The sequence below is a fragment of the Amycolatopsis sp. NPDC041971 genome, assembly GCF_055588925.1.
In genome coordinates this window covers 164,139-186,136 of record NZ_JBVJCE010000003.1, presented here as the reverse complement: position 1 = coordinate 186,136, position 21,998 = coordinate 164,139, and the positions used below count along the sequence as shown (strand labels likewise).

The following is a 21,998-nucleotide window of genomic DNA, read 5'->3' as shown; positions in this document are numbered from 1 at the left end:
GGACGTTGGCGAGCAGCATGGGATCATTGTTCAGCGGTGTTCGAAGAGCAGGAGGCGGTTTGGCTGGCAAGGACTGGCGCAGGCTGGACGAAACCGACGTGCGGATCCGTCCCGGCAAGGGCACCAGGCCGCGCAGCAAACGCCGTCCCGAGCACGCCGACGCCTCCACGGCGATGGTCATCGGCAAGGACCGCGGGCGCTGGACCTGCGCGATCGACTCGGATCCGGAGCGGGTCGTCACCGCGATGCGAGCCCGCGAGATGGGCCGGGTCTCGGTCGTCGTCGGCGACACCGTCGGCATCGTCGGTGACGTGAGCGGCAAGCCGGACACCCTCGCCCGAATCATCCGGGTGGACGAGCGTTCCAGTGTGCTGCGCCGGACAGCGGACGACACCGATCCGTTCGAACGGGTGGTCGTCGCCAACGCCGAGCAGTTGCTGATCGTGACCGCGCTGGCCGATCCCCCGCCGCGCACCGGGTTCATCGACCGCTGCCTCGTCGCCTGCTACGCGGGCGGCCTCGAGCCGGTCCTGTGCCTCACGAAGGCCGACCTGGCGAGCCCGGACGAACTCCTCGCCGGCTACGCGGGCCTCGACATCCCGGCCGTGGTCACCCGGCACGACGAGCATCCGGAGGAACTGACCGGGCGGCTCAAGGACCGGGTCACCGCGCTGGTCGGGCATTCGGGCGTCGGGAAGTCCACTTTGGTCAACCGGCTGGTGCCGGACGCCGGACTGGCGACCGGCGTGGTCAGCGCGGTCGGCAAGGGCAGGCACACGTCCGTCGCGGCGGTCGCGCTTTCCCTGCCCGGCGGCGGCTGGGTGGTCGACACTCCGGGCATCCGCTCCTTCGGGCTCGCGCACGTGACCGCCGACGACATCGTGCTCGCCTTCGAGGAGTTCGCCGAGGCCGGCGAAGAGTGTCCCTCCGGCTGCGGGCACCTCGGGCCGCCTTCGGACCCGGAGTGCGCGCTCGACGACGTGGTCACCGACGGTCACGCGAGCCCGGAGCGGTTGGGCTCGTTGCGCCGACTTCTGGGCTCCCGAGCTGGACATGACGACGATCGGTAACTAATTCCGGCCTGGCGCGATAACCCGTTCGGATTAGATCAACTTCTCTGAGGGGTCCTTTTGAAGCGCGTAATCACGCTCGCCGCCGTCACCACGGCCGCCGTCCTGGCGCTGTCCGCCTGTGGTGGCGAGAAGCAGCCCGGCGCGGCTGCCCCCGCTCCTTCCGAAACGAAGAGCATGCTTTCGTCGCCGCTGGGCGACGCGGTCCAGCTGGCCGCTCTCACCAAGGAGAGCACGACGAAGGCCAAGTCGTCGAAGGTCTCCATGGAGGCCTCCTCCGGCGGCCAGACCATGACCGTGACCGGTCAGGGCCTGTACGACGGCGAGAACAGCAAGTTCTCCATGTCGATGGACAGCGACGGCAAGAAGATGGACATCCTGTTCGTCGACAAGGCGCTGTACTTCAAGCTCGACGCCGCCGACAAGGCGGAGATGAAGACCGACAAGGAGTACGTGAAGGTCTCGGCCGACGGCCAGGACCCGATGTCCCAGCTGCTCGGCAAGATGATGTCGAAGGCCGTCAAGGACAGCGACCCGTCCCGCACCCTCGAGCAGGTCGCGAAGGCCGGGAAGATCACGAAGTCCGACCAGGTCCAGCTGAACGGCGAGCTGACCAACCACTACGTCATCGACATCGAGGTCGAGAAGGCGATCGCGCTCGTCGTGGGCGAGGCCGGTGTGCCGCTCCCGCCCGAGGCGCAGAAGCAGATCGACGCGAAGCTCAAGGGCAAGAACGTCACCATCCCCACCGAGCTGTGGCTCAACGCCGACAACCTTCCGCTGCAGGTCACCATGGACCAGACCGCGTTCATGAAGGCGCTGGGCGCTCCCGGTGAGGGCTCGTCGAAGGCCACGATCAAGTACACCGACTGGGGAACGCCGATCACCGTCGCCGCCCCGCCCGCCGACCAGGTCGGCGACCTGGCGGAGATCATGAAGAAGGCCGGCGGCCGGTAGATGCGTCGCATCTTCAAGGTCACCGCGGTGGCCGCGGCCCTGACCCTCGTGGTCACGGGCTGCGGCACCCGCCCCGGCGCGACGGCCGAGAACAAGGGTGGCGAGCTCGCGCTGGCCGCCCCGTTCGCCGACGCGCTAGGCCTCGTCGAGGCGGCGAAGCAGGGGACTCGGAAAGCGAAGTCCTCCAAGGCGACCATCGACGGCATGCTGGGGACTTCCAGGGTCACGGGCACCTTGCTGGGCTTCTACGACGGCCCCGCCTCGAAGATCGAGGCGAACATGACCTTCGACGGCCAGACGGCCGGGCTGCGCCTGGTCGACCAGACCGTGTTCGTCAAGCTGCCCGCGGAGGAGAGAGCCCGGCTCAAGACGGACAAGGCTTGGGGGAAGATCCCGCTGAACAGCGAGGATCCGCAGGTGAAGGCCGTGGGGAAGGCCATGCTGAGGTCCTTCGAGATGGGCGACCCGGTGAAACAGCTGGAGCTGGTCGAAAAGACCGGCCGCGTCATCAGGTCGGAACAGACCCGGCTGGACGGCGTCCCGGTGAACCACTACTTCGTCGAATTCGACGCCAGGAAACAGCTCGGCATGTTCCTCGGCGACGACATCCCCGCCGATCAGCGGGCGGAGGTCGAGAAGCGGTTCGAAGGCAAGGATCCGCGGATCCCGGCCGAACTCTGGCTCAACGCCGAGCAGCTTCCGCTGAAGATGACCATGGACATGACCTCGTTCATGAAGTCGGGGGGAGGCTCGCAGGACGGCGAGGCCAAGTCGACCTACACCTACAGCGACTGGGGCACGCCGGTGAACGTCACTCCGCCGCCCGCCGCCGAGGTGGGCGACTACGCCGAAATGATGAAGCAAGCGGGCGGTTAGCTCCCAGCTTTGACGTGAAGGCCCTCTTCCTCGTTCAGCCGAGAGAAGAGGGCCTTCACGCGTACCCCGACATTCGGACGGTGGAAATTCACGCGACAGGCACTACGGTGGTGGTACAGACCATTCACCCGAGGGAGTCCTATGCGTGCCACCGGATTCGCCGTCGTCTGTACCGCTCTCCTGCTGCTGGGCGGCTGTTCCGGCGGAGAGGAACCGGCGGCGCCACCCGCGCGGGACGCGGCACAACTGGCCGCGGCCGCCGCCGCGAGCACCCAGAAGGCCCGTTCCTCCAAGATCGCGCTCGAGACCACCGCGGAGGACGGCCGCAAGGTCGCCGTCACCAGCTCCGGGCTCTACGAGGGCCCGAACAGCAAGTTCTCCATGGTCGCCGAGATCGCCGGTGAGAAACGGGACCTGATCTTCGCCGACGGCGTCCTCTACTACCACCTGTCGGATGCCGAGGTCCAGGAGAACAAGACCGGCAAGGAATGGGTCAAGATCACCGACGGCGGCAAGGACACGCTCTCCGCGGCCAACGGCGCGCTGATGACGAAGGTCGTCGAGACGATGGATCCGACCCGCACGGTCGACCGGATCGCGAAATCGGGCAAGGTCACCAAGTCCGGCCAGGCCGATGTGAACGGCACGGCCGCCACGCACTACGTCCTCGACCTCGGCGGCGCCCCCGCCGAGGTGTGGCTGGACGCCGAGCAGCGCCCGGTGCAGGTCAGCATCGACAAGGCCACGGTGAAGTACGAAAGCTGGGCTTCGGACGTGGTGATCATCGCGCCGCCGCCCGAGGCGGTTGGCGACAGCCGCTGAGCCGTTCCCCCGATCGGGGCGAGGTCCGCGACTGTGTTTCGCTGGGGTGCCCGCACTTCGAAAGCAGGTCCTCATGCGGAGAACGGCCCTGTCCACCGTTGTGCTCGTACTCGGCGCGCTGCTCGGCGCGTGCGACGGCGAGACCGTCTCGTTCGCCGACGCCCGCGCGCTCGCCGACGGAACCATGTCCGCCATGGACGGCAAAGCCGCGAAGTTCGCCACAGACGTCACGGCGGGCACGATGCGGTCGAAGAGCCAGGGCCAGGCGCGGGTCGCGGGGACGGGCACCGCGCTGGCCATGACCACGGACTTCCTCGGCGAGCCGCTCGAACTCCGGCTGGTCGACAAGACCGTCTTCGCCAAGGTTCCCGAGACCGCCCGTGAGGACGTTCCCGGCGGGAAACCCTGGGTCAAGGTGTCCCCCGACGGCGCGGACCCGTTCTCGCAGGTGGCCGGCGGCAGCATCGACCAGCTGGCGAAGCAGAACGATCCCGTCCGCGCGCTCGACCAGGTCCGGCGGGCGGGCACGCTCACCGGATCGGGGCACACCGAACTCGACGGCGTGTCCGCCGAGCACTACCGGCTCGACGTCGACATGGCCGCGCTCGGCGGTGATCTGCCTGCCGGATTGTCGGCGGAAGCCGTCAGGGCGCTGGACGGCAAACTCGGGAAGATCCCGATGGAGGTCTGGCTCGACGACGCGCACCAGCCGCTGCGGATCGACCTCGACCTCGCCCCCGTCCTCGCCGCTTCCGGCGTCCCGGACAGCGCGATGGCCAGGATCGTCACGCGCTACAGCGAATGGGGCACGCGGGCCGACATCCAGGCGCCGCCGCCGGAGGAGATCGGGGAGATCCCGCCAGGCTGACCCTGTCACGTTCCCCGGCCCCGTCTCGTCCCTCTCGTGAAGGTGACAGGAGGAACGAACATGCGCGTGATGGTGATCGGGGCGACCGGGGTGCTGGGACGTCCACTGGTGCGTCGTCTGCTGGCCGAAGGCCACGAGGTGAGCGGATTGGCCCGCGATGTGGACCGCGTCGCGGCGGTGCGGGCGACCGGCGCGAAACCGGTACGGGGCTCGTTGTTCGACGTCGATTCGCTGGCAGGCGCGCTGAACGGGCACGACGCGGTGGTGAACGTCGCGACGCGGATCCCGGACGCACGTCACGCGATGACGTTGTCCGGCTGGGCGGAGAACGACCGCGTGCGGATCGACGGCAGCCGGACCCTTGCCGACGCCGCTCGACGGATCGACGAGCTGGGAATCTTGGTGCAGGAAGGGATTTCGTTCGTCTACGCCGACGGCGGCGACGAGCGGCTGGACGAGGACGCGCCACTCGCGCTGCGCGGCAACATCGCGTCCTCGACGGTGGCGCACGCGAACATCGCGGAACTGGCGGACGAGGGACGCACCGCGATCCGGCTGCGGATCGGGCTCCTGGTCTCCGACGACCCGATGACCGCGACGATGCTGGCGGCCGCGCGGCGCGGTTCGCCGCTGATCTTCGGCCGCCGGACCGACTGGACCGCGGCGATCCACCCGGACGACGCGGCGGCGGGCGCGATCGCGGCGCTGCGGGCGCCGAGCGGCGTCTACAACCTGGCCGCGGATCCGGTGCGGAAGCAGGAACTCGGCGAGGCGATGGCCGCCGCGGCCGGTGTCCGGCGGCCGCGCGCGCTGCCGAAGTGGCTGGCGAACCGGCTGGGCCTGATGTCGGTGCTGGCGCGTTCGCAACGGGTCGTCTCGACCCGGCTCACCGAAGCGACCGGCTGGCGGCCCGAACGCCCGGTGCCCGGCCCGTCCTGGTTCTGACGCGTTTCGTCCTCTGAATGCGGTAGTTGCGCGTGCAAGGACCGCGTTCAGAGGACGAAACGCGGACGGGGGTTACAGGAGTTCCAGCAGGAAAGGGAGCTCTTGGGGCGCGTACCAGGCGAGTTCGTGGTCTTCGGCGTCGCCGAGGGTGAACTCCGCGTCCGGGTCGCCGAGGTCGGCTTGGTCGATCACCGCGGCGGCGGCCTGCACGGACTCCGCGGCTTCGGCCGCGTCGACGTGGATCGCGGCGACGTCGGCGATCTTCACCGGCCCGGACAGCCGGACGACGGCGGCGTCGAGATCCGGGCGCAGCGTGACCTCCTCGATGTCGGCCGAGATCACCACCCGCCGCGGCTCGGGCTTCTCCTCGGCCCCGATCAGCCGGAGCGAGGCCCTGGCTGCGTCGAGCAGCGCGGCGTACTCGAGTTCTTCGTCGGATCCGCTGGCGTAGGACTCCCGCAGCGCCGGGGTCAGCGCGAATCCCGTGCCGCTGCGCGCCCGGAACTCTCCCGAGGTTTCGAGCTCACGGAGCATCGCGATCGTCGCCGGTAGATAGACCCTCACCAGTGCGCACCCTTCAGCTCTTCCAACGATTCCTCGATCATCCCGGCGAGCAGGTCCACATCGGACACGGCCTTGCGGTCGCCGTTCAGTCCGAAGTAGACACCGCCGTGATACGAGGTGACCCCGATCGCCAGCGCCTGATTGCGCACCAGCGGCATGACCGGGAACATCTCCACCATCTTCGCCTGTCCCGCGTAGAGCGGCACCTGCGGGCCCGGCGAGTTCGTGATCAGCACGTTGAAGATGCGTCCCGACATCGACCCGGCCGCCCGCGCGCCCAGCGAATGCAGCGTCGCCGGCGCGAAGCCGCCGACGGTCAGGAGCCCACGCGCGGCGACCGAACGGCCGGAGTCGAGGTGGTCCGCCATCGCGTGGCCGATGTGCTGCAACCGCAGGACCGCGTTCGGCTCGCCGACCGGGAGATCCACCAGATAGGCGTCGACCTGGTTCCCGACCAGCGCCGGCGTCGAGTATTCGGCCGTCTCGGCGTCGCGGACGGCCATCGGCACCAGCGCGCGCACGGTGGTCGTCGCGGTCAGGTTCGAACCACGCGAGAGCAGCCATTCCCGCAGCGCGCCGGTGATGGCCGCGAGCACGACGTCGTTGACCGTGCCTCCGTGGTCGGCGCGGACCTTGCGGAAATCCTCCAGCCGCGTGCGGACCACGGCGAACACGCGGCCGCCGGAGGTGCGGACGTTGAGCGGCACGGACGGCGCCGGATGCACCATCGTCTTCAGCGCCGACGCGACGTCACCGACCGTTTCGGTGACCTTGCCCGCCATCGCGGTGGCGTCGTGGGCGATGGACCGGACGTTTTCCACCAGCTCCGTCGGCCGCTGCACGGTCTCGGCGACCGCGTCGAGGATCAGCTGGGTGCGGCTCGGCTCCCGGCGCGGACGCCAGTTGTCGTCGAACGGTTCCGGCTCCTGCGGGGTAGCGTCGAGGATCAGCTGGCCGAGCTCGATGGTGCCGAGCCCGTCCACCACCGATTGGTGTGTCTTGGTCACCAGCGCGACGCGATCCCCCGCCAGCCCCTCGACGAAGTACGCCTCCCAGAGCGGCCTTCCCGGGTCGAGCCGCCTCGACATCAGGCGCGCCACGAGATCGAACAGCTGGCCGTCGGAGCCCGGCTGCGGCAGCGCGGACCGGCGGACGTGGTAATTCAGGTCGAAGTCGACGTCGTCGACCCACACCGGCCGGGCGAGGTGCCCCGGCACCGCCAGCACCCGCTGCCGGTAGCGCGGCAGGAACGCCAGCCGCTGCCCGACGAGGTCCAGCAGCTGCTCGTGGGTGAAGCCGTCGCGCGGTCGCTCGAAGATCGCCACCCCACCGACGTGCATGGGGGTCGCGTGGTCTTCCACGTACAAGAACGAGGCGTCCAGCGCGGACAGGCGGTCGGGCATGGGCCGATCCTTACATAGTGGGAGACTCGCCGGTGTGGGTGATGAGTCGGTGATCTCGCCGAAAGACCGGTTCCTGACGGTGTACGGGCGCAAACCGGTGCTCGAGGCCTTGGACGACGCGGCGCTCGAGGTGGACAAGGTGATTCTCGCCGACACCGTGCGCGGGCCGAACGCCGCCGAGATCGAGCGTGCCGCCAAGGCCGCCGGGGTGCCGGTGCGGCGGGCGAGCGCGCACCGCGTCAAGGTGCTGGCGGGCAACGGCAAACAGGACCAAGGGGTGCTGGCCGACGTCGTCGCCCCGCGGATGCGGTCGCTGCACGCGGCCCTTTCCGACGGCAGGCCGCCGTCGCGGGTGCTGCTGCTCGACGGCATCACCACCCCGGCGAACGTCGGGATGATCCTGCGCACGGCGACCGCCGCCGGGCTGGAGGGCGTCGTGGTGCCGCGGCGCGGGGTCGCCGCCCTCGACCCGATGGTGGTCAAGGCGTCGGCCGGGGTCGCGTTCCGCGCGCCGGTGCTGCGGTGCGGCAGCGCGCGCGAAGCGGCCGAAATGCTCACCGAAGCCGGGTACGGGATCTACGCGCTGGGCGCGTCGGCACGCAATTCGGTGTTCGACGTCGAGCTGCCGCGGCGCGCGGCCTTCGTGCTGGGCGGGGAGACGAACGGGGTCGGTGCCGAGGTCGGCGAACTGGTGACCGAGTGGGTGTCGATCCCGATGCCCGGCGAGGTCGAATCGCTCAACGTCTCGGCCGCCGCCGCGGTGCTGTCCTTCGAGCTGGTGCGCCGCGCTAAGGCTTCGGGAACAAAGCGCTGAGCTCGATCAGCGTCTCCTCGACCGACGTGTGGTGCACTCCCGCCATCCCCGCCGCCACCGCGGCGCGGACGTTGTGCGCCGCGTCGTCGACGAACACGCACCGGTCGGCGGGCAGGTCGAGCAGCCCCGCGGTGAGCAGGTAGACCTCACGTTCGGGTTTGGCCACGCCCACCTCGCCGGAGAAGACGAGCGCGTCGAAGAACGGGTCGAGTGACCGTTTGGCCTCGTCCGACGCGCCGGGAGCGTTCGACAGCAAGGCCGTTTTGATACCGCGTCCCCTGGCCGACCGCAGGTACGCGTACAGCTCGTCCGCGCCGTCGTCCGTGAGCACCCCGACGTAGTCGATGACCAGCCCTTTCAGCACCGGCCCACCGTACACAAGCGATCACCGCCCAGTTCATCCTCTCGGGCGGTCCCTGTCGCCGGTCGGCCCACCGCCGGTCCCTTACTTGCTGGGCGTGGCCGAGGGGCCGCGGAGGGGACACTCCGATGAGTTCGTACGTACTGAGGCGACTTGAACCATTCGAACCGCCGTACCGGCTCGCCGGCAGGCCGGGCAGGGCGGTGCACCGGGTGGCGCCGCCGGACAACCAGCTCGTGCTCGATCTGCCGCTGTCCGGTGAAAAGATCGTGGAGGTGCCGGAGCCACGGCCCGACACCCTGGACGGGCGGCAGGTCGGCAGGCTGCTGACCACCATCCTCGAAGCCTGCGACGGACGCCGTCCGGCGGTCCAGGTGCGGCCGATCCTCGATCCGGCGCTCCACAGCGCACTGCTCGACAGGGGCCGACGCCGTCCACCGGGCGGCTACCGGCCGAAGTCGATCCACCTGTGCCATCCGGCGGACGGCGTCATCGAGGCCTGCGCGACCGTCGAACAGAACGAACGCTGCCTCGCCTTGGCCGCACGCTTCGAGCGGACGTCGGCGGGCTGGGTGTGCACCCGCTTCCACCTGCTGAAGCCGCCGCGCCGCGTCTCCGCGCTCGCGGCCTGATGCGCGTGAAGGCCCCTTCCCTCGTTGATCCGGGGAAGGGGCCTTCACGCAGTGGGGTTCTTAGCGGCGCGGGCCCTTCTTGCCCTTCTTCTGGGAGGCGCGCTGCGCGGCACGACGCTCCCGGCGGGTTCCGCTCTGGTCACCGCCGTCGCTCGCGCCACCGTCCGAATGCGACTCGACGCCGCCGTCCTCGGACGGGCCCGACATGGTGAGCCCGGACTGCGAGCCACCGCCGAGCCCCTTGCCCCGCAAGGCGGACGGCACGGATTCGGTGTCGGTCGCCGGAGCCTGCGGCGGCGTCGGGCGGGCGTGCCGTCCGTCGCCGTTGGCGGCCTGGCCGTTCCCGGAGCCGACACCGGCGGGCAGCGCGGACGCGGACTCCGGCGACGGCGTGGCGGGCTCGGCCTGCTCGACCTGGAGGTTGAACAGGAAGCCGACGGCCTCCTCCTTCAGCGACTCCAGCATCGCGCGGAACATGTCGTAGCCCTCGCGCTGGTACTCGATGACCGGGTCGCGCTGCGCCAGGGCGCGCATGCCGATGCCCTCCTTGAGATAGTCCATCTCGTAGAGGTGCTCACGCCACTTGCGGTCGAGCACGGTGAGCATCACCTGACGCTCCAGGCTGCGCATCGCGCCTTCGCCGACCTTGGCGTCGATGTCGGCCTCACGCTCGTCGTACGCGCGGTGGGCGTCTTCGAGCAGCGCCTCACGCAGCTTCTCGGCGTCCAGGTCGTCGTCCGCGTTGAGCTCTTCCCAGCTGACCTTGACCGGGTACAGCGTCTTGAGCGCCGTCCACAGCTTCTCGTGGTCCCAGTCCTCGGCGTAGCCCGAAGAGGTCTCTTCGGTGACGTACGCGTTGATGACGTCGACCAGCATGTGCTCGATCTGCTCGCGGAGGTCCTCGCCCTCGAGGACGCGCAGGCGCTCGGCGTAGATCACCTTGCGCTGCTCGTTCATGACCTCGTCGTACTTGAGGACGTTCTTGCGGATCTCCATGTTCTGCTGCTCGACCTGCGTCTGAGCGCTCTTGATCGCCTTGGAGACCATCTTGTGCTCGATCGGCACGTCGTCCGGCAGCCGCATGGTGGTCATGACCCGCTCGACCATCGTCGCGTTGAAGCGGCGCATGAGCTCGTCACCGAGCGAAAGGTAGAACCGGGACTCGCCCGGGTCGCCCTGACGGCCGGAACGACCGCGGAGCTGGTTGTCGATGCGGCGGGACTCGTGCCGCTCGGTGCCGAGCACGTACAGCCCGCCCGCCTCGCGAACCTCGTCGGCCTCGGCCTTGGTCTCCGCCTGGATCTGTTCGAGCACCTTCGGCCAGGCGGCCTCGTACTCCTCGGAGTGCTCCACCGGGTCGAGACCGCGGGCGCGCAGCACCTCGTCGGCGATGATGTCCGGGTTGCCGCCGAGCACGATGTCGGTACCGCGGCCCGCCATGTTGGTGGCGACGGTGACCGCGCCCTTGCGCCCCGCGCGGGCGACGATCAGCGCCTCCCGGTCGTGGTGCTTGGCGTTGAGGACCTCGTGCGGAACACCCAGCTTGAGCAGCAGCTTCGACAGGTGCTCGGACTTCTCGACACTCGTGGTGCCGACCAGCACCGGCTGGCCCTTCTCGTGCCGCTCGGCGATGTCCTCGGCGACGGCCTCGAACTTGGCCTGCTCGGTCTTGTAGATCAGGTCGGCCTGGTCGGCGCGGACCATCGGCTTGTTGGTCGGGATCGGCACCACACCCAGCTTGTAGGTCTGGTGGAACTCGGCCGCCTCGGTCTCGGCGGTACCGGTCATACCCGACAGCTTGTCGTAGAGCCGGAAGTAGTTCTGCAGCGTGATCGTGGCGAGCGTCTGGTTCTCGGCCTTGATCTCGACGCCTTCCTTGGCCTCGATCGCCTGGTGCATGCCCTCGTTGTAGCGGCGGCCGTGCAGGATGCGGCCGGTGAACTCGTCGACGATGAGGACTTCGCCGTCACGGACGATGTAGTCCTTGTCGCGCTTGTAGAGCTCCTTGACCTTCAGCGCGTTGTTCAGGTAGCCGACCAGCGGCGTGTTCGCGGCCTCGTAGAGGTTGTCGATACCGAGCTGGTCCTCGACGAACGCGACACCCTTCTCGGTGACACCGACGGTGCGCTTGCGGATGTCCACCTCGTAGTGGATGTCCGGCTTCATCAGCGGGGTCATCCGGGCGAACTCGACGTACCAGCGCGAGGACTGGTCGGCCGGGCCGGAGATGATCAGCGGCGTCCTGGCCTCGTCGATGAGGATGGAGTCCACCTCGTCGACGATCGCGAAGTTGTGGCCGCGCTGCACGCAGTCTTCGAGGCTCCACGCCATGTTGTCGCGGAGGTAGTCGAAGCCGAACTCGTTGTTCGTGCCGTGCGTGATGTCGGCGGCGTACTGCTGACGGCGGACCTCGGGCGTCTGGTCGGCCAGGATGATCCCGACCTCGAGACCGAGGAAGCGGTGGATGCGGCCCATCCACTCGGCGTCACGTTTGGCGAGGTAGTCGTTCACCGTGATGACGTGCACGCCGTTGCCGGACAGCCCGTTCAGGTACGCGGGAAGCACCTGGGTCAGGGTCTTGCCCTCACCGGTCTTCATCTCCGAGACCTGGCCGAGGTGCAGCGCGGCGCCGCCCATCAACTGGACGTCGTAGGGGCGCTGGCCGAGCACGCGCCAGGCCGCCTCCCTCGCCACCGCGAAGGCCTCCGGCAGGAGGTCGTCGAGGGACTCGCCGTCCGCGTGCCGTTTACGGAACTCGTCGGTCTTGGCCCGCAAAGCGGTGTCCGAAAGTTCCTTGACGTCGTCTTCGAGGGTGTTGATGTGATCGGCGATGTGTCGCAGCCGCTTCACCATTTTGCCCTCGCCCGCGCGGAGCAGGCGGTTCAGCACCATCCGGTCGACCTCACTAGCTGATTGTGATCGCACCCGAGCCGGTCCCGGGCAATCTCGTACGCGGTGATGCCGGGTAACGCACCACCGTCCGCCCCCATCGTAGGGAACACCTCGGTGTTCGCGCACGCACCGTCGGTCGGTACCTGACCGGACGGGGGCGTATCCCGCCTGATCCGGACACGACGGCGGCCCGCACAGGGCGCGTGCGGGCCACCGTCGTGGACGTAGGGGCCGGCTAACTCAGCCGGATGACGCCGTAGTCGAAGCCTCGCCTCCGGTAGACGACGCTCGGGCACCCGGCGTCGGAGTCGTTGAACAGATAGAAGTCGTGACCGACCAGTTCCATCTCATAGAGAGCCTGGTCGACCGTCATGGGTTCCGCGTCGTGTTTCTTCTCGCGGACGATGCGACCGGGCTGGTGTTCGGTCACCCCGTCATCCCAGCGCTGCTGGGGCATCTCGAAATCTTCACCGCTCTCGGCAGCGAAACCGTTGGCCGGCGGTCCGGCCTCAGGCGCTTCGAGTACAGCGGTTCCCGCCAGCTGCCGGGTATCGGTGGTCATGCCACCGGCGGCCGCCATCGAAGTCGCCTCGGCGACGGATTCCGGGCGGCTGCGGCCGTAGTGCACGCGCCGGCGGTCGTGTGTCTTCCGCAACCTGTTTTCGAGCTTGTTCAGTGCGGAATCCAGCGCTGCGTAGAAGTCGCCGGCACACGCTTCGGCGCGTACGGCGGGGCCTCGGCCCTTCCCGGTGATTTCGACGCGCTGGCAGTTCTTCGACTGCCGGCGATTGGGCTCGTGGAAGAGCTCCACGTCGTAACGGATGACCTTCTTGTCGTAGCGCTCTAGCCGGGCCAGCTTTTCGCTGACGAGTGCCCGATAGTGATCAGGCACCTCTACGTTGCGGCCCTTAACGACGATGTCCATACACGACCTCCCTCGCTGAAATGACTGCGAGCTGTAGATGTGTTCACCAGGGCGCCGGTAAAGCGGGGACGAAGCCCGGGATCGCGGGCGATGAGAGAACTCGGCATACGGTCACGACGTCTCGTGTCGGATGTCCGAGCGCGGACTCAGCGCGGCTCCGGCGCCAGGGACATGGGCTGGTCACCTCCCTGCCTGCCGGGATTGCTGATAGCGCTGCACGTTAGCTTCAACACGCCGCGAGCAACAGCCCCCGAGCCGGGGGATGTCAGGACGTGAGACCTCGTCACCGCATGCGACGACGACCGTGCGGCGATCGGCACGATCCGGCCTGTCGGGCGCCGTCCCCGTGCTTTGTTTTCACGCGGACGGCGCAAACCTTCGGACAGGAAAAAGCCGAGGGTGCCCGGGGCGCCGCAGTCGGGTGAAACCGCCGCCACCCCCGTGGAGTGGCGGGCCGGCGAAGCGTTCCCCGGAAGGTCCCTCATATCCCGTCAACGCCCATGTACCCATTCCCGTTCCCGAGCATTCATCACTCTTGTAGGTGACGCCGCGATCACCCGGCGGCGGCCAGTGCGAGCACCGCGGAAACATGAATTCCGTTTACCCCCAAAAGGCGCACACAAGCGGCGGCGGTCGCTCCGGTGGTGATCACGTCGTCAAGAAGAACGACCTTCTCCGGGCAGTCCCCGGGGAGGAGGCGAATGCGACCGTCGAGGTTGGCCGCCCGCTCGGCGCGGGTGAGCCCCACGGCGTCGCGGACCCCGGCCCCGAGTTTGAGCACCGGCGCCACCGTCGCCGATCTTCCTTCGCTCGCATGCACTTTCACGCATTCCTCGGCGACGCGCTGGACGTGGGGTCCACCTCGGATACGCGAAGCGTGCCGTCTCGACGGGACAGGGACGAGACAAGGGCCTCGTGGTTCGCCTGGCAGCTGCCGCAGGGCGTCGGCGACCGCCCGCCCGAGGGACGGCGCGAGATCGCGGCGGCCGCGTTCCTTGTAGGCGAGGATCAGGCGACGGGCTTCGTCGGCGTAGCGGGCCAGGGTGTAGACGGGTACGAGACCCGCCGTCGGACCCCGGGTGATCTCGCTGAGCGAACCCCAGACGGTCTGACAGGTCGCGCAACAGGGCGCGCCCGGCACTCCGCAGGACGCGCAGCGGGCGGGGATGAGGAGATCGAGGATCTTGGACATGGGGCGAGTGTCGGCCGGGGCTCCGACAGTTCCGGGGCCCGCTGTGGCGTGACAGGTCCGGTTTGGTCACTTTTCGTCCTGAAGGGGCCAGTCATGACCGCAGTTCTGGAGAAGACCGCGCCTGTTGTGGCGATGCTTCTCTACACCCCTTCGCACTCCCGGCCCTCGGTCCGTGAAGGCCTCTTTGCCCACCCTCAAGGTCAGGGCCCCGGCAAAGTCTCATAGCCGCTGGTCGAGTGGGTGTTGCGGTGACAGAGGCGGGCTCGTCACAGTCGCCTGACATCTTTCTCGACTGTCCACATAGAACACCTCCACGGCTACGGTGCCCGATTTGGGCGTTTTTCGACCGGGTCGTGAGTGACAAAGAGGGTTCTAGCCCTAAATTTCACTCACGACCCAGTCGAAAAACGTACATAAATGCATCAAATGGACATTCAGCGGCCGAATGGTGTCCTTTGTGGACACTTGACGCTTAAGGCACCCTGTCATCCGCTCTCGTAGGAAGTCCAATTCGGATCACCGAAAGCGCCACCGACCAGCGGCTATGCGACTTTGCCGGGACCCCGACCCTCAAGGTGCCAACTGGGCCTTCACGGACTTCCGGCACCCAAGGATGGCTAGCGCCACTAGAAAATCTAGCGATACCAAAGGTCCCTTGCTCCCGCCGGAGAGCGTGAAGGATGAGGTGGCACGTCGCGAAAGTGGCTTCCGCGACGTGCTGCCCACCCGAAGTACCGCAAAGCGACCACCACGCCTGCCCAGTACATGAAGGCCCCCTTCCTTGCGCCTGGCGCAAGGAAGGGGGCCTTCATGTACTTCCGGAGAAACGCTCAACCCGGGTAGAACGGGTCCGCGTCGGTGACGGTGTGCGCCTGCGGCCGCCAGACCTCGCCCAGTTCGGACGCGACCCACAGCCCACCCGCGTCCGCGACCAGGTTCTGCCTGCTCGGGGCCGCGGTGACGCCGTGCACCGGCGGGGTCAGGTTCGAGCCGCTGAAGGGGTCCATCCGCTGCCCGTCCAGCGGCACCTTGACCACCGGCAGGGTGCTCGACGACGTCGCGGCGATCAGGTGGTCCTGGGTCGCCCAGTCGACGTCGACGACGTCCTTGAGGTCGCGTTCCTGCAGTTTCCGCGGCGCCCGCAGCGCCACCGAATCCGCCGTCCGCACGATCGAGGCGACCACCAGCTGCCCGTTGACGACCGCGGCCAGCCGTGAGCCGTCGCGCGAAAGCCGCAGTTCGGTGATCTGGCCGAGGCCGGTGAGCATGGTCGCGTCGACGCCGGCCTTCACCCAGCGGCCGTCGGCGGCCAGGGTGACCCTGGCGACGGTGTTGTGGTCGACGACCGTCCAGACCTCGCCCGAAACCCCGCCGCCGCGCGCGACCGGCCGCCAGGTCGGGCGGCTCAGGCTGCCGCCGAACAGGTCCACCGAACCGAGTTCGTGCCCCAGGTCGCCGACCCGCAGCCACTGCCTGCCGTCGCGTTCTTCGACCACCGCGAGCCGTTTGCCGTCGACGGACTGCGCGGCGCTGACGACCTTGTACCCGCCGTTGCCCGCGGGCCCGCCGACCGGTGCCCCGTCGCCGAGCGACCGCACCCGCCCGTTCACGGTCATCAGGCCCAGCAGCTCCGAGTTGGGCGCGATGTCCACGTTGTAGTTGGGCAGTTCGCTGGAGCGCCAGTATTCGTGTTCGGGCACCAGCGGGGTGCCGTCGGCGAGCAGCCGGATCCGGCTCAGCGTCACCGTCTGCAGCGAAAGGACGATCTGCGCGGCGATCAGGTTCCGGTCCGCGAGGCTGGCGCCGCCGACGCCGGTCAGGTTGATGTCCAGGGTCCCGTCGTCCGTGCTGCGGACGTTGGACTCGGTGGTGACCTGGTCGCCGAGGAGGTCCTTGACCGCGCCCTTCAACCCTTCCGACGGTCCCTGCAGCACCAGGTCCATCACCCGGCCGGGCAACCCGGCCTGCGGTTTCGCCGCGACGTACCGGAGGTCGGGGACGAAGGCGCCGGAGTCGGGCGAGTAGAAACTGATCGGCACCCGGAAGTAGTTGGTCGCGAAATCCTCTTCGATGACGGCGAGTTCCTGCGGCGGGTCCACGATCCGCCACTGGCCGTTCGGCTGCTTCCGCAGCTTGAACTGCTGCGAGTACTCGGCCTTCACCGGGATGAACGCGCTGTCGGGGCTCAGGTTGCCGAGTTTGAAGCCGCGGACGTTCACCATCTGCTCGTCCGGGTTCGCCGAGAGCGACGAAGTGTCGTAAACGGTGCCGAAGGTGTTGTCGATGATCGTCAGCCCCGGCGACGGCTTCCAGTTGCGGCGGGCTTCTTCGTCGAGGTAGACCCGCGCGTCGGCGTTCGCCGTGCCCGGCGTCGCGGAGTTGCGGATGAACTGGCGGGTGACGGTCAGCGGGTCGATCCCCGCCGCCGGTTCGGCGACGTCCGCCGGTGCCTGGCCGGGTTTTTCCCCGGGCACGGCGACGGGCTGGGATTCGAGCGGGATGTTCGCGCAGCCCGCAACCAGCAGGAACGCCGCGAGCAGGGGTAGCAGCCGCTTCACCGGCCCACCTCCTCGGGCTCGGCGAGGATCGCGTCGGGCGCGGGCCGGACTTCGAGCAGTCCGGACGACCCGTGCGGATCGGTCCCCTGGTGATCGGGCGGTGGCAGGACCAGCGGGCTCTCCCCCATCGGCGTGTCCTGTTGCCTCGGCAGCACGAGCCGGAAGCAGGCACCATCGCCGGTCTCGCCCCACGCGTCGAGCAGCCCGCCGTGCAACCGGGCGTCCTCCTGGCTGATCGCGAGGCCGAGCCCGGTGCCTCCGGTCCGGCGGTTGCGGGACGGGTCGGCCCGCCAGAACCGGTTGAACACCAGTTCCGCCTCGCCGGGCCGGAGCCCGACACCGTGGTCCCGCACCGTGATGGCGACCGCGGTCTCGTTGACCGCCAGTGTCAGCACCACCGGGTTCCCTTCGCTGTGGTCCACCGCGTTGGCCAGCAGGTTGCGCAGGATCCGCTCGACGCGGCGCGCGTCGACCTCGGCGAGCGCCTCCTCGTCCGGCAGGATCAGCTCGACCGAACTGCCCGCGTTGCCCGCGATCACCCGGACCTGTTCCACGGCCCTGGTCGCGATCGGCCGGACGTCGATCAGCTCGGCCGAAAGCTCCTCGACGCCGGCGTCGAGCCTGCTGATCTCCAGCAGGTCGCCGAGCAGCGCCTCGAACCGGTCGAGTTCGTCGACCAGCAGTTCGGTGGATCGGGCGAGCCCGGCCGGGAACTGCTCGCGCGACGCGTGCAGTACGTCGGCGGCCATCCGGACGGTGGTCAACGGAGTGCGCAGTTCGTGCGAGACGTCGGAAGTGAACCGGCGCTGCAACCCGCCGAACTCCTCCAGCTGGCGGATCTGCCGCTGGATGCTCGCGGCCATCTCGTTGTAGGACACGGCGAGTTTGGCGAGATCGTCCTCGCCGAGCACGGCGAGCCGCTGGTCGAGCTCGCCGCCGGCGAACTGCTCGGCCGCCGCGGCGGCCTGCCGGACCGGCCGGACCACCTGTCTGGTGACCAAGTTCGTGATCCCGGCCAGCAGGAGAAGCAGTACGAGACCGCCGACGAGCAGCGTGTTCTGCACGGTCGAGACGGTGTTCTGCTCGCTGGTCAGCGGGTACAGCAGGTAGAGCTGGAGCGGGTTGATCACCGTGGTCACCGGCGCGCCGACGATCAGGTACGTCGTCTTGCCGCCGTCGGCCTCGGTGACCGTGTGCATCAGGAAGCTGACCTGCTCGGTCTCCACGAACTGGCGCAGCCGCACCGGCACGTTGTCGTACGGGCCCGCGGCGGCGGGCCTGCTCGACTGGTCGCGCCCGCCCGCGGCCAGCACCGGTTCGAAGGTGCCCGCGGCGGATCCGGCGGCGTCCTGCGCCGTCGTGGTACTGGTGATCTTCTTCAGCGCGTTGTTCAGCCGCGCCGTCATCGCTTCGGAGGATTCGGTGCCGACGCCGACCAGTTCACTGGCCGCGGTCTCGACGACCGCCCTGGTCTGCGCGATCGCCGCGTTCTGCTTGGTCTCGAGCAGCCGTTCGGTGATCTGGTTCTGCAGCACCATGCCCAGTACGAACACCACGGCCGACGACAGCGCCAGCGTGGAGACGGTGACCCGGAACTGCAGCGAATGCCGCCACAGTTCGTTGAACGAGACGATCTTGCGGCGCACGAAAACCACGATGCGCCGAAGGTGGCGCATCGTGGTTTGGGCAAGCCTTCGCAAGCGTCCGCTCATGGGGTGATCACGGCGGGCCTGCCTTGTACCCGACACCGCGAACGGTCAACACCACCTCGGGGTGTTCCGGGTCCTTCTCCACCTTCGAGCGCAGCCGCTGGACGTGCACGTTCACCAGACGGGTGTCGGCGGCGTGGCGGTAACCCCACACCTGCTCGAGGAGCACCTCGCGGGTGAACACCTGCCGCGGCTTGCGGGCGAGCGCGACCAGGAGGTCGAACTCCAGCGGGGTCAGCGGGATGGCCTTGCCCTCCCGCGTCACCTCGTGGCCGGGGACGTCGATCGCCAGGTCGCCGATCGTCAGCGACTCGGCGGGCTCGGCCTCGGTGCGGCGCATCCGAGCGCGGACGCGGGCCACGAGTTCCTTCGGTTTGAAGGGCTTGACCACGTAGTCGTCGGCCCCCGACTCGAGCCCGAGGACGATGTCCACGGTGTCGCTCTTGGCGGTGAGCATGACGATCGGCACGCCGGATTCGGCCCGGATCGCCTTGCAGACGTCGATGCCGTTCATCCCGGGCAGCATGAGGTCGAGGAGGACCAGGTCGGGTTTCAGCTCACGAAGCGCGGGCAGCGCACGAGAGCCGTCGGCGACGACGGCTGTGTCGAACCCCTCCCCACGCAGCACGATGGTGAGCATCTCCGCGAGAGCAGGGTCGTCATCGACGACCAGAACGCGTGCCTTCATAAACCTATGTTCGCACTAGTTTCCCCGCGCAGGCGCGCGACCCGGCGATGTGACCACCAGAAAGATCATCGAATCGGGCAAATTGCTCCATCCGAGTAGGGTCTTCGGGCCCTGGAGCCCTGGTAGCGGAGCTGAAGATGTACCTCGCAAAGCGACCACACGCGTGAACCCGCACCGGCCGAAAGCCCGCTATCGCGGTGGCAGGGCGCCTGACCCGCCGCCGTGACAGGGATTACCGAGCAGCGCCCTGCCGACGTCGATCGGAGGCGGGTTCACCAAGAGATGCTCAGAGCGCGCCGGAGCCGGGTGAACGGCCGTGGGGAGTCGATCGCGAAGACACCGGTCAGGACGTCGTCGCGGTGATAGGTCGCGACGAACCGCTTCGAGGTGACGTCGCCTTCCACGATCCGCACGTCTTCCGTGGCCACTCCGGCGCATTGGAGCCGCCGTCCGTACTGATCGGACCAAAAGTAACCGTGTCGTGCGAAATGCGTGACGGTCGAACCGGCGAGCAGGTTCGCGACCGCGACGCGCGGTTGTTCGCCCGCCGCCGTCCAGTGTTCGGCCCGGACCCGCCTGCCCCGCAGACGGCAGCGGTACCTGGCGACGTCACCCACCGCGATCACTCGGGGATCCGCTGTGACACAGCCGGAATCGACCAGCACCCCGTCGTCGACGGCGATCCCGGAACCGGTCAGCCAGTCGGTGGCGGGCCGCGCCCCCACTCCGGCGACGACGAGATCGGCGCGGATCTCCCTTCCGTCGGCGAGGCGTACACCGGTGACGCGACCGGTCCCGGTGAATCCGGCGACGGGAACGCCGGTGATCAGCCGGACGTCGTTTTCGGCGTGCAGTTCCCCGCAGACCGCGCCCATCCGCGCGCCGATGACGGAGGCGAGCGGCACGGGAAGCGCCTCGATCACGGTGACTTCGTGGCCGAGCAGGCGGCACGCGGACGCGACCTCCGCGCCGATGAATCCCGCGCCGATGACGGTCACCGAAGAAGACCCCGCCGCGAGATCGCGTTTCAGCGAGACGGCGTCGTCGAGCGTCCGCAAAGTGTGCACGCCGTCCAGATCCCTTGCCGCGCCTAGGATTCTGGCCGCCGCGCCGGTCGCGATGACGTAACCGTCGGCGGCGATCGTGGTGCCGTCGCCGAGCGTCACGCCTTCGCGGCCGAGTTTCCGGGCGCGGACGCCGAGGTGCCATTCGGCGGCCAGCGCGTCGAGGTCGTCCTGTTCGGCGAGCGCGAGGTCATCGGCGGAAGCCTTGCCCAGCAGGAACTCCTTCGACAACGGCGGCCGGTCGTACGGCGGTTCGGCGCCGATCATCACCAGCCGCCCGTCGAAACCCTGACCGCGCAACTCCTGTGCCGAACGAAGTCCCGCCAGCGAGGTGCCGACGACGGCGACCGTTCTCAAGCCACTTCCCGGCGCGCCTCGATGTCGACGTAGATCACGTCGTCGGCGACCACGACCGGATAGGTGCGCACGGCGTTCTTGGCGGGCAGGCGGTCCGGGGCGCCGGTCCGCAGATCGAACCGCGCGGCGTGCAGCGGGCATTCGACGAAACAGCCCTCGATCCAGCCGTCGGCGAGCGACGCGTCCTGGTGGCTGCAGGTGTCGTCGAGGGCGTAATAACCGTCCTCGGAGTGGAAGACCGAGACGGGCACAGGGCCATCCAAGCGGAGGGCTTCGCCTTCGGGCAGTTCGGAAACGGAGCAGGCACGGAGCATCGGGGCCTCCGGGGAACGGACCGGCGGTTGTTGATGTTGCGTATTACGAGACGAGACGTGCTCTGCGCAACAATCACCCCTGAGGGGCCGACGCGTCAAGGGATTCGCCCACTCAGCCGAGCGGATTCGGGCGAACCGGCTACTGTTGCGCCATGCGGAACCAGGACGCGGGGAACGCAACGCCCAGTCAGGTACAGTCCGTCGACCGCGCGATCAGCGTGCTGGAACTGCTGGCGCGCAACGGGGAAACGGGGATCACCGAGATCGCGGGCGAGCTCGGCGTGCACAAGTCGACGGCGTCGCGCCTGTTGAGCGTCCTGGAGAACCGAGGCCTCGTCGAGCAGCTCGGCGAACGCGGCAAATACGCGATCGGCTTCGGCATCGTCCGGCTCGCCGGCGCCGCCGCCGGCCGGATGGATCTGGCGAAGATCGGCAGGAAGACCTGCCTGAGCCTGGCGGAGACCCTCGGCGAGACGGTCAACATCGCGATCGCCGACGACGGGGTCGCGATCAACATCAGCCAGGCCCGCGGCTCGGCCGCGATCTCCACGCAGAACTGGACCGGCCAGCGCACGCCGCTGCACGCGACGTCCAGCGGAAAGGTGCTGCTCGCGTACCTGGGCGACGCCGAGCGCAAACGTTTGCTCCGGCGGAAACTCGAACGGTTCACGCCGCGGACGACGACCGATCCGGAGCAGCTGACCGCGGAACTCGAGCGGGTCGCCGAGGACGGGTACGCGGCCTGCTTCGAGGAGCTGGAGCTGGGGATGCACGCGGTCGCGGTGCCGGTGCACGGCCCCGGCGGCGAGGTCGTCGCGGCGATGAGCGCTTCGGGTCCGTCGTACCGGCTCTCGAAACAGCGGGTGCGGCAGATCGTGCGACCGCTCACGGAGGCGGCGGCGGATCTTTCGGCCCAGTTGGGTCACTTCGCGGATTGACGCGACCTGCCCTGTCACGCCCTTACGCGCGCTAGGAACGGTCCTTTCC

General features: G+C 68.7%; 20 protein-coding genes. 9 read left to right on the top strand and 11 right to left on the bottom strand.

The features are described 5' to 3' along the window. Window positions 1-59: 59 nt before the first annotated feature. The 6 genes from rsgA (at window position 60) to ACZ6DT_RS09105 (ending at window position 5,538) form a co-directional block, all read left to right on the top strand. Window positions 60-1,070 (top strand): ribosome small subunit-dependent GTPase A, encoded by a 1,011-nt coding sequence (rsgA, locus tag ACZ6DT_RS09130; RefSeq protein ID WP_465591027.1) that lies wholly within the window; start codon window positions 60-62, stop codon window positions 1,068-1,070. A 60-nt stretch (window positions 1,071-1,130) separates the two neighbouring features. Then, window positions 1,131-2,027, top strand: coding sequence for an SCO4651 family lipoprotein (locus tag ACZ6DT_RS09125; RefSeq protein WP_465591024.1), 897 nt, complete (start codon window positions 1,131-1,133; stop codon window positions 2,025-2,027). Next, window positions 2,028-2,903 carry an SCO4651 family lipoprotein gene (locus ACZ6DT_RS09120; RefSeq protein WP_465591021.1) on the top strand — a complete coding sequence of 292 codons (876 nt, stop codon included), beginning with the start codon at window positions 2,028-2,030 and terminating at the stop codon, window positions 2,901-2,903. A 141-nt stretch (window positions 2,904-3,044) separates the two neighbouring features. Beyond that, window positions 3,045-3,725, top strand: a complete 681-nt coding sequence (locus ACZ6DT_RS09115; RefSeq protein WP_465591019.1) for an SCO4651 family lipoprotein — start codon at window positions 3,045-3,047, stop codon at window positions 3,723-3,725. 73 nt (window positions 3,726-3,798) lie between these two features. Continuing rightward, window positions 3,799-4,593, top strand: a complete 795-nt coding sequence (locus ACZ6DT_RS09110; RefSeq protein WP_465591016.1) for an SCO4651 family lipoprotein — start codon at window positions 3,799-3,801, stop codon at window positions 4,591-4,593. Between the two features lie 60 nt (window positions 4,594-4,653). Next, window positions 4,654-5,538, top strand: coding sequence for an NAD-dependent epimerase/dehydratase family protein (locus ACZ6DT_RS09105; protein ID WP_465591013.1), 885 nt, complete (start codon window positions 4,654-4,656; stop codon window positions 5,536-5,538). 72 nt (window positions 5,539-5,610) lie between these two features. On the opposite strand, the gene ACZ6DT_RS09100 is transcribed toward ACZ6DT_RS09105, so the two are convergent. Beyond that, window positions 5,611-6,102 (bottom strand): DUF6912 family protein, encoded by a 492-nt coding sequence (locus tag ACZ6DT_RS09100; RefSeq protein WP_465591010.1) that lies wholly within the window; start codon window positions 6,100-6,102, stop codon window positions 5,611-5,613. Next, a complete protein-coding gene (locus ACZ6DT_RS09095) occupies window positions 6,099-7,505 on the bottom strand; it encodes a WS/DGAT/MGAT family O-acyltransferase (protein WP_465591008.1) in 1,407 nt (468 codons plus the stop codon). The genes ACZ6DT_RS09100 and ACZ6DT_RS09095 overlap by 4 nt, the downstream gene beginning before the upstream one ends. A gap of 34 nt (window positions 7,506-7,539) precedes the next feature. Here ACZ6DT_RS09095 and ACZ6DT_RS09090 point away from each other — a divergent pair, with 34 nt between their 5' ends. Next, on the top strand, window positions 7,540-8,319 hold the full coding sequence (locus ACZ6DT_RS09090) for a TrmH family RNA methyltransferase (protein ID WP_465591005.1): 780 nt from the start codon (window positions 7,540-7,542) through the stop codon (window positions 8,317-8,319). Here the strand turns inward: ACZ6DT_RS09090 and ACZ6DT_RS09085 are convergent. After that, entirely contained in the window at window positions 8,294-8,698 is a 405-nt protein-coding gene (locus ACZ6DT_RS09085; protein ID WP_465591003.1) for an HAD family hydrolase, read from the bottom strand. The two genes, ACZ6DT_RS09090 and ACZ6DT_RS09085, sit on opposite strands and share 26 nt — an antisense overlap. Before the next feature lie 110 nt (window positions 8,699-8,808). Between ACZ6DT_RS09085 and ACZ6DT_RS09080 the strand changes: the two genes are divergently transcribed. Beyond that, a complete protein-coding gene (locus ACZ6DT_RS09080) occupies window positions 8,809-9,312 on the top strand; it encodes an Rv3235 family protein (RefSeq protein ID WP_465591000.1) in 504 nt (167 codons plus the stop codon). Between the two features lie 60 nt (window positions 9,313-9,372). On the opposite strand, the gene secA is transcribed toward ACZ6DT_RS09080, so the two are convergent. The 8 genes from secA to ACZ6DT_RS09040 all read right to left on the bottom strand — a co-directional run bounded on the left by secA (window position 9,373) and on the right by ACZ6DT_RS09040 (window position 21,011). Beyond that, a complete protein-coding gene (gene secA, locus ACZ6DT_RS09075) occupies window positions 9,373-12,204 on the bottom strand; it encodes a preprotein translocase subunit SecA (protein WP_465590997.1) in 2,832 nt (943 codons plus the stop codon). A 235-nt stretch (window positions 12,205-12,439) separates the two neighbouring features. Beyond that, window positions 12,440-13,129 (bottom strand): ribosome hibernation-promoting factor, HPF/YfiA family, encoded by a 690-nt coding sequence (gene hpf, locus ACZ6DT_RS09070; RefSeq protein WP_465590994.1) that lies wholly within the window; start codon window positions 13,127-13,129, stop codon window positions 12,440-12,442. 553 nt (window positions 13,130-13,682) lie between these two features. After that, window positions 13,683-14,321: a ComF family protein gene (locus ACZ6DT_RS09065; protein ID WP_465590991.1), complete on the bottom strand. Its 639-nt coding sequence runs from the start codon at window positions 14,319-14,321 to the stop codon at window positions 13,683-13,685. A gap of 830 nt (window positions 14,322-15,151) precedes the next feature. Beyond that, window positions 15,152-16,879, bottom strand: a complete 1,728-nt coding sequence (locus tag ACZ6DT_RS09060; RefSeq protein WP_465590989.1) for an LpqB family beta-propeller domain-containing protein — start codon at window positions 16,877-16,879, stop codon at window positions 15,152-15,154. Next, window positions 16,876-18,555, bottom strand: a complete 1,680-nt coding sequence (gene mtrB, locus ACZ6DT_RS09055; protein WP_465590986.1) for an MtrAB system histidine kinase MtrB — start codon at window positions 18,553-18,555, stop codon at window positions 16,876-16,878. Before mtrB ends, ACZ6DT_RS09060 begins: the two co-directional genes overlap by 4 nt. Before the next feature lie 43 nt (window positions 18,556-18,598). Beyond that, window positions 18,599-19,276, bottom strand: a complete 678-nt coding sequence (gene mtrA, locus ACZ6DT_RS09050) for an MtrAB system response regulator MtrA (RefSeq protein WP_005150760.1) — start codon at window positions 19,274-19,276, stop codon at window positions 18,599-18,601. A gap of 272 nt (window positions 19,277-19,548) precedes the next feature. After that, entirely contained in the window at window positions 19,549-20,697 is a 1,149-nt protein-coding gene (locus ACZ6DT_RS09045; RefSeq protein WP_465590983.1) for an NAD(P)/FAD-dependent oxidoreductase, read from the bottom strand. Beyond that, window positions 20,694-21,011: a bifunctional 3-phenylpropionate/cinnamic acid dioxygenase ferredoxin subunit gene (locus ACZ6DT_RS09040; RefSeq protein ID WP_465590980.1), complete on the bottom strand. Its 318-nt coding sequence runs from the start codon at window positions 21,009-21,011 to the stop codon at window positions 20,694-20,696. Before ACZ6DT_RS09040 ends, ACZ6DT_RS09045 begins: the two co-directional genes overlap by 4 nt. Window positions 21,012-21,163: 152 nt before the next feature. Here ACZ6DT_RS09040 and ACZ6DT_RS09035 point away from each other — a divergent pair, with 152 nt between their 5' ends. Continuing rightward, window positions 21,164-21,949: an IclR family transcriptional regulator gene (locus ACZ6DT_RS09035; RefSeq protein WP_465590978.1), complete on the top strand. Its 786-nt coding sequence runs from the start codon at window positions 21,164-21,166 to the stop codon at window positions 21,947-21,949. Window positions 21,950-21,998: the final 49 nt, after the last annotated feature.